Origin of the sequence: Actinosynnema sp. NPDC059797 (assembly GCF_042732085.1) — a bacterium.
In the GTDB taxonomy this organism is placed as follows: Bacteria; Actinomycetota; Actinomycetes; order Mycobacteriales; family Pseudonocardiaceae; genus Actinosynnema.
Map to the genome: position 1 here is coordinate 1 of NZ_JBHWIE010000370.1, position 6,787 is coordinate 6,787.

7 protein-coding genes are annotated in these 6,787 nt (G+C 70.5%); 4 read left to right on the forward strand and 3 right to left on the reverse strand.

Features of this window, described 5'->3' with window-relative positions; translation table 11 throughout:
- The first annotated feature begins 215 nt into the window (after window positions 1-215).
- On the forward strand, window positions 216-425 hold the full coding sequence (locus ACFV4N_RS37305; protein ID WP_499677386.1) for a PLDc N-terminal domain-containing protein: 210 nt from the start codon (window positions 216-218) through the stop codon (window positions 423-425).
- A 119-nt stretch (window positions 426-544) separates the two neighbouring features.
- On the opposite strand, the gene ACFV4N_RS37310 is transcribed toward ACFV4N_RS37305, so the two are convergent.
- The 3 genes from ACFV4N_RS37310 to ACFV4N_RS37320 form a co-directional block, all read right to left on the reverse strand.
- On the reverse strand, window positions 545-1,003 hold the full coding sequence (locus tag ACFV4N_RS37310) for a universal stress protein (protein WP_499677387.1): 459 nt from the start codon (window positions 1,001-1,003) through the stop codon (window positions 545-547).
- Between the two features lie 67 nt (window positions 1,004-1,070).
- Window positions 1,071-1,673 carry a hypothetical protein gene (locus ACFV4N_RS37315; protein ID WP_499677388.1) on the reverse strand — a complete coding sequence of 201 codons (603 nt, stop codon included), beginning with the start codon at window positions 1,671-1,673 and terminating at the stop codon, window positions 1,071-1,073.
- A gap of 26 nt (window positions 1,674-1,699) precedes the next feature.
- Window positions 1,700-2,146 carry a hypothetical protein gene (locus ACFV4N_RS37320; RefSeq protein ID WP_499677389.1) on the reverse strand — a complete coding sequence of 149 codons (447 nt, stop codon included), beginning with the start codon at window positions 2,144-2,146 and terminating at the stop codon, window positions 1,700-1,702.
- A 159-nt stretch (window positions 2,147-2,305) separates the two neighbouring features.
- Here ACFV4N_RS37320 and ACFV4N_RS37325 point away from each other — a divergent pair, with 159 nt between their 5' ends.
- The 3 genes from ACFV4N_RS37325 to ACFV4N_RS37335 all read left to right on the forward strand — a co-directional run.
- Window positions 2,306-4,666 (forward strand): phosphoketolase family protein, encoded by a 2,361-nt coding sequence (locus ACFV4N_RS37325; protein WP_499677390.1) that lies wholly within the window; start codon window positions 2,306-2,308, stop codon window positions 4,664-4,666.
- Window positions 4,666-5,724: an acetate/propionate family kinase gene (locus ACFV4N_RS37330; RefSeq protein ID WP_499677391.1), complete on the forward strand. Its 1,059-nt coding sequence runs from the start codon at window positions 4,666-4,668 to the stop codon at window positions 5,722-5,724. The genes ACFV4N_RS37325 and ACFV4N_RS37330 overlap by 1 nt, the downstream gene beginning before the upstream one ends.
- 221 nt (window positions 5,725-5,945) lie before the next feature.
- Window positions 5,946-6,787 (forward strand): RICIN domain-containing protein (locus tag ACFV4N_RS37335; protein WP_499677392.1); only part of this gene is annotated, 842 nt, incomplete at its 3' end.

The following is a 6,787-nucleotide window of genomic DNA, read 5'->3' on the forward strand; positions in this document are numbered from 1 at the left end:
TCCTGGGACATCGCCGCGAAAACCCTGGAAAGCCGGAAGACGCCCCTGGCGAAGGTCGAAACCAAGTAGCCCTCCACGTGCGGACCCTCCTCCCTTCCGGGATGGAGGGAGGTCCGTGCCCACCCGGGCCGCGTCTGTGACCGGATCGGGTGACAGGTACCGAAGGGACCTCCGCTCCCGCGCGGGTGCGGGCAGGCCGGGGCAGGATCGGCGGCATGGTGGAGAAGTGGAGCGAGCTGTCCCGCGCGCAACGGCGCGTCGTCGCGGTGCTGGCGGCGGTGCAGGTCGGCCTGGCCGCGGCGGCGTGGGCGGACCTGGCCCGACGCCCGGCTTCGGCGGTCAACGGGTCGAAGCGGTGGTGGGCGCTGGTCATCGGCATCAACTTCATCGGCCCGGTGGCCTGGTTCGGCTGGGGGCGGAGGTAGGCCACCGAGCCGGTGCTCCGTCAATGCCCGAGCCGGTCGTCATCCGACCAGCTGCAGCGCTACGGGACGGCGCGGTCACCCGCTTCTGCGGTGAGGGCGCCGGGTCCGCAGCGGCCAGGTCACCGGAACTCCTGTGCGACCGCGTGCACGCGAGCACCGGCGCCGTCGTCGCCTTCCCCTGCCGGTACGACGACGACGGGGCACGTCGCGTGCCGCACGCAGTAGGTGATGACCGAGCCGACCACCGCCACGTCACCGCGGTGGTACTGGTGGCCGCCCAGCACGAGGGTGTCGGCACCGTCGGCCAGTTCGACCAGCACGGGGCCGGGCTCGCCGTCCACGACGGCCTGCTCGACCTGTGCGCCCGCCATCGGTCCCAGCGCCTCGACGGCCTCGTGCAGGACCCTGCGGTGCGCGCTGTGGAAGGCGTTGCCACCGCCGCAGACCTCGGGGAACATCCGGCACACCGACACCGCCAGGACCACGCCGCCCTCGGCGTGCCGAACCGCCCACTCCAGCGCCGCGGCACCGGCGGGCGAGGCGTCCACACCGACGACGATCTTCTTCGTCCCGCTCATGTTCGTGCCTCCCAATCCTGAGAGCTCCGGTGCGGGTGGGCCGGTCGGCCCACCCACCCGGTGTGGTTCATCGGAGCCAGGTGTGGTCGCGGACGATCGGCAGCCGGGCCCACCAGCGGCCCAGCCCCCACCTGACCCCGGCCCCGGCGGCGGCCACGACGATCAGGACGAGGGCGTAGACGACGTGGTAGTCGATAAACGGGTTGGTCGACATGGTCGGCTCGCCCGCCGAGGTGAACCGGGCCAGGGGCCACTCCGCGGCCCACATCAGCAACATCATCACCGTCCCGGCGACCGCCGCCAGACGCAGACCGATACCCGCGGTCACCGCGACACCGACACCCAGCAGACCCAGCATGAACAGCCAGTCCGCCCACCACACGCCCGCCATGGCGTGGAAGACCGACTCCAACGGCCCCACCGCGACGCGGCCGAGGAAACCCCTGGTCGGCGAACCACCGTCGACCCAGGCATTGGCGGCCTTCGTGGCATAGCCGAACCCGAAGGCCTTGTCCAGAAACGCCCAGAGGAACACCAAACCGGCCGCAACCCGCAACACCGCCAACGCGATCGCGCTGGCCTCGGCACGGGTCGCCGTCGCGGCGGCGACCACGTCGCTACCGGTGGCAGCGGTGAGGCTGGTCTTGCGGGGGTGGGCGAACGCCGTCATGGCTCTGTCTCCTTCTGCTCTCGTCTTCACCTCCAAGCCTCGTCCCGACGGTGGTCGGGCGACGCGGGCGAAGGTCCCTGATCAACAGGGACCTCCGACGCCTCCCCGTTCCACCGGCCGGCGACGAGCACGATCAGCCCGGCGAGCACCGAGACGGGCTGCATCCAGCTGAAAGTGCGGATCACCACGACCTGTACGACGATCCAGGTGATGAGCAGCAGTCCTGCGATCACCGCCGCGCCGCTCCAGCGGCGGTCGCGGCGCAGCGCCAGGACGACCACGGCAGTCATCGGCACGCCGATCGCCAACAACAGCGAAATCCCGGCGACCACGGGGCTGTGCCAGGGAAAGCGGGCCGTGATGGCGGGGCCCATGTCGATACCGCCGCCGAGGAAACCGATACTGCCGGCGATCGCGTTGAGCGCCACGAACCCGGCCACGGTGACTGTCGTGATGCGAGGCGTCTTGTTCATGGCCCAACCCTGTGTCCTGCCGCATGCGGGCCGACACCGTCACAGGTCATCTGTTCAGGGACGAAGGTCCTGCCCGGCTCGGGGACGCGGTCCCTGGGGCTGGATCGGTTCCGTCGGCAGTCTTGATCGCAGCACCCCGACTCAGGCAGGAGAAGCGCGATGTCACAGTCCGGAACCATCGACCTCGACCTGGTCGACGCCTATTGGCGGGCGGCCAACTACCTCTCGGCGGGGCAGATCTACCTGCTGGACAACCCGCTGCTGACCGAGCCGCTGTCGCCGGAGCACATCAAGCCGAGGTTGTTGGGCCACTGGGGCACCACGCCGGGCCTGAACTTCGTCTACGCCCACCTCAACCGGGTGATCAACGACCGCTCCCGAGACGTGTTGTTCGTCACCGGTCCGGGTCACGGGGGTCCGGCGTTGCTGGCCAATACGTGGTTGGAGGGTTCCTATACCGAGACTCACCCGAACGTGTCACGTGACGGTGAGGGGATGCGGACGTTGTTCCGGCAGTTCTCCTTCCCGGGTGGGGTGCCCAGCCATGTCGCGCCGGAGGTGCCGGGTTCCATCCACGAGGGTGGCGAGCTGGGGTACTCCCTGGCGCACGCGTTCGGGGCGGCGTTCGACAACCCGGACCTGGTGGTGGCCTGCGTGGTGGGTGACGGGGAGGCCGAGACCGGTCCGCTGGCCGCGAGCTGGCACGGCAACAAGTTCCTCGACCCCGCGCACGACGGGGCGGTGCTGCCGATCCTGCACCTCAACGGCTACAAGATCGCCAATCCGGCGGTGCTGGCGCGCATCCCGCGCGAGGAGCTGGACGCGCTCCTGCGCGGCTACGGCTACGCCCCCCACTACGTCGAGGGTGACGACCCGGCGGTGTTGCACCCGCGCATGGCGCAGGTGTTGGACGAGGTGTTCGACGAGATCGGGCGCATCCAGGAGGCGGCGCGAGCGGGTGGCGAGGTCGAGCGTCCGCGGTGGCCGGTGGTCGTGCTGCGCACGCCGAAGGGCTGGACCGGCCCGGGCGTCGTGGACGGTGTGCCGGTGGAGGGCACGTGGCGCTCCCACCAGGTGCCGCTGGCCGGGGTGCGCGACAACCCCGAGCACCTGGCGCTGCTGGAGGACTGGCTCAAGTCCTACCGGCCGCAGGAGCTGTTCGACGCCGACGGGCGCCCGAAGCCGGAGTTGCTGGCGTTGTCGCCGCGCGGCGGGCTGCGCATGGGCGCGACCCCGCACGCCAACGGCGGCCTGCTGCTGCGCGACCTGCGCCTGCCGGGCATGGCGCCGTTCGCGGTGGAGGTGGCCAAGCACGGCACCACCGCCTCGGAGCCGATGCGGGTGCTGGGCCGGATGCTGCGCGAGGTGATCACCCTCAACGCCGCCGAGCGCAACTTCCGGGTGTTCGGCCCCGACGAGACGGCGTCGAACCGGCTGGACGCGGTGTTCGACGTGACTGCCCGGCAGTGGCTGGCCGACCGCCTGCCCACCGACGAGCACCTGGAGCACGACGGTCGGGTGGTGGAGGTGCTCTCGGAGCACCTGTGCCAGGGCTTGCTGGAGGGCTACCTGCTCACCGGCCGGCACGGGGTGTTCAACTGCTACGAGGCGTTCATCCACATCGTGGACTCGATGTTCAACCAGCACGCCAAGTGGCTCAAGACCCACCGCGCCCTGGACTGGCGACGCCCGGTCGCCTCGCTGAACTACCTGCTGTCCTCACATGTGTGGCGGCAGGACCACAACGGCTTCTCCCACCAGGACCCCGGCTTCATCGACCACGTGATGAACAAGAAGGCCGAGGTCGTCCGGGTCTACCTGCCACCGGACACCAACACCCTGCTCTCCACCGCCGACCACTGCCTGCGCAGCCGCGACCACGTCAACGTCGTCGTCGCCGGCAAGAACCTCACCCCCGACTGGCTGAGCCCCGAGGAGGCCGCGCTGCACTGCGCCCGCGGCGCGGGCATCTGGGAGTGGGCGGGCACCGACGACGGGCTGAGCGAGCCGGACGTGGTGCTGGCCTGCGCCGGCGACGCGCCGACGATGGAGGTCATGGCCGCCACCGCGCTGCTGCGCGAGCACCTGCCCGAACTACGCATCCGGGTGGTCAACGTCGTGGACCTGATGCGGCTGCAACCGGAGACCGAGCACCCGCACGGCATGCCCGACCGCGAGTTCGACGCCCTGTTCACCCCGGACAAGCCGGTCATCTTCGCCTACCACGGCTACCCGTGGCTGATCCACCGCCTGACCTACCGGCGCACCAACCACCACAACCTCCACGTCCGCGGCTACAAGGAAGAAGGCACCACCACCACACCGTTCGACATGCTGGTGCTCAACGACCTCGACCGCTACCGCCTGGTCATCGACGTCATCGACCGCGTCCCCGGTTTGGGCGTCAAGGCCGCCGGCCTGCGCCAGCACATGGTCGACCAGCGCAACCGCCACCACACCTACATCCGCGAACACGGCGAGGACCTGCCCGAGATCCGCGACTGGACCTGGCCGTACTGATGAACGTGCTGGTCGTCAACGCGGGCTCCTCCAGCCTCAAGCTCAGCGTCCTCGGCCAGGACGACGAGGTCCTCGCCCGGCACCACGTCGAGCACTGGGACGGCACCCCCGACCTCGACTTGGACCTGCCGCCCGTGCACGCCGTGGGCCACCGCGTCGTCCACGGCGGCACCCGCTTCACCCGACCCGCCGTCATCACCCCCGGGGTGCGCGAGGAGATCACCGCCCTGACCGACCTCGCGCCCCTACACCAACCCCGCGCCCTGGCCGGCATCGACGCAGCGCTGAGACTGTTCCCCGACCTGCCCCACGTGGCCTGCTTCGACACCGCCTTCCACCACACCCTGCCCCCCGCCGCCGCCACCCACCCCCTGCCGGCGGAATGGCGCGAGCGCTGGGGCCTGCAACGCCACGGCTTCCACGGCCTCTCCCACGCCTACGCCTCCCGCCACGCGGTCCAACTGGCCGGCGGCGGCACCCGCGTGGTCACCTGCCACCTCGGCGCCGGCTGCTCCCTCACCGCCGTCCACCACGGCTGCTCCGTCGACACCACCATGGGCTTCACCCCACTGGGCGGCATACCCATGGCCACCCGCCCCGGCGACCTCGACCCCGGCCTCCTGCTGCACCTGCTCCACCACCTCACCCCCGACCAACTCACCGACGGCCTCAACCACCACTCCGGACTCCTCGGCCTGTCAGGGCACGCCGACCTCCGCGACCTCCACACCGCCATCGCCGCCGGCTCCACCGACGCCGCCCTCGCCCTCGACGTCTTCACCCACCGCCTACGCCAGGGCATCGCCACCATGACCGCCTCCATGGGCGGCCTCGACCTGCTCGTCTTCACCGGCGGCATCGGCGAACACGACCCCGAACTCCGCGCCCGCGTGATCAACGGCCTCGCATTCCTCGGCCTCGACCTGGACCCGCACGCCAACACCGCCGCCTCGGGTGACGCCTGGATCGGCAGCGGGGTCTGGGTGGTCACCGCGCGCGAAGACGTCGAGATCGCCGGGGAGACCCGGGCCGCGTTGGCGGGGGGAGTGGCGCGCTGAGCGCGCTTCCGCGCTTTCCGAGATTGGCAGTGTTACCGCTAACACCGATCGGCAGTCCATTGTCGAATGCATTCGACAGGTGAATCGCGCTTGTCTCGGAACTGGGTATTGGGTTCCGGCAGGTCACCCTGTTAGCGTTAACAGCGCTCATTGTCCCGGCCATGGGCGTGCCGGTGCCGGGCACCTGGGCTCCTGCCCATTTCCTCAACGTGGAGGATCACATGAGAAGGATCGGGGTGGCCGTCGCGGCCATCGCCGTGGTGTTGGGTGCCACGACCGCCGTGACGCAGCCCGCGTCCGCGGCGGTGGTCGACACCAACGCTTCGTACGTCCTGGTGAACCGGCACAGCGGCAAGGCGTTGGACGTCTACGAGCTGGCCACGGGCGACGGCGCGCCGATCGTGCAGTGGCCGCGCAACGACGGCGCGTGGCAGCAGTGGCAGTTCGTGGACTCCGGTGGCGGCTACTACCGGTTGAAGTCCCGGCACAGCGGCAAGGTTCTCGACGTCGAGGGTCGATCCACCGCGGACGGGGCCAACGTCGTCCAGTGGAGCGACACCAACGGGACCAACCAGCAGTTCCGGCTCCAGGACTCGGCCGACGGCGACGTGCGGCTGATCAACCGCAACAGCGGCAAGGCGCTGGAGGTGTGGGAGTGGTCCACCGCCGACGGCGCCCGGATCTCCCAGTACACCGACCTGGACGGCGCCAACCAGAGGTGGCAGCTGGTGCGCGTCGGCGACAACCCGGGCCCCGGCCCGAACGGGCGCCAGGTCGAGAACCTCGATCGCGGCCTGACCAGCGTCCGGTCGGGCAGCGGGAACCTGGTGAGCTGGCGGCTGCTGGCGGGTGACCCGCAGAACGTCGGCTTCAACGTCTACCGGGGCGGCACGAAGGTCAACTCCTCCCCGGTCACCGCCTCGACCAACTACCTGGACAACGGTGCGGCGGCCGATGCGTCGTACACGGTGCGGGCGGTGGTGAACGGCGCGGAGCAGCCCGCCTCCGCCGCGTCGTTGTCGTTCGGGTCGGGGTACCGGGACGTGCCGATCCAGTCGCCGGG

What these genes read in the sequence shown, in the direction of transcription:
- ACFV4N_RS37305 (WP_499677386.1), top strand. Translation starts at nt 216, where the DNA reads ATGGTGGAGAAGTGGAGCGAGCTGTCCCGCGCGCAACGGCGCGTCGTC.
- ACFV4N_RS37310 (WP_499677387.1), bottom strand. Translation starts at nt 1,003, where the DNA reads ATGAGCGGGACGAAGAAGATCGTCGTCGGTGTGGACGCCTCGCCCGCC.
- ACFV4N_RS37315 (WP_499677388.1), bottom strand. Translation starts at nt 1,673, where the DNA reads ATGACGGCGTTCGCCCACCCCCGCAAGACCAGCCTCACCGCTGCCACC.
- ACFV4N_RS37320 (WP_499677389.1), bottom strand. Translation starts at nt 2,146, where the DNA reads ATGAACAAGACGCCTCGCATCACGACAGTCACCGTGGCCGGGTTCGTG.
- ACFV4N_RS37325 (WP_499677390.1), top strand. Translation starts at nt 2,306, where the DNA reads ATGTCACAGTCCGGAACCATCGACCTCGACCTGGTCGACGCCTATTGG.
- ACFV4N_RS37330 (WP_499677391.1), top strand. Translation starts at nt 4,666, where the DNA reads ATGAACGTGCTGGTCGTCAACGCGGGCTCCTCCAGCCTCAAGCTCAGC.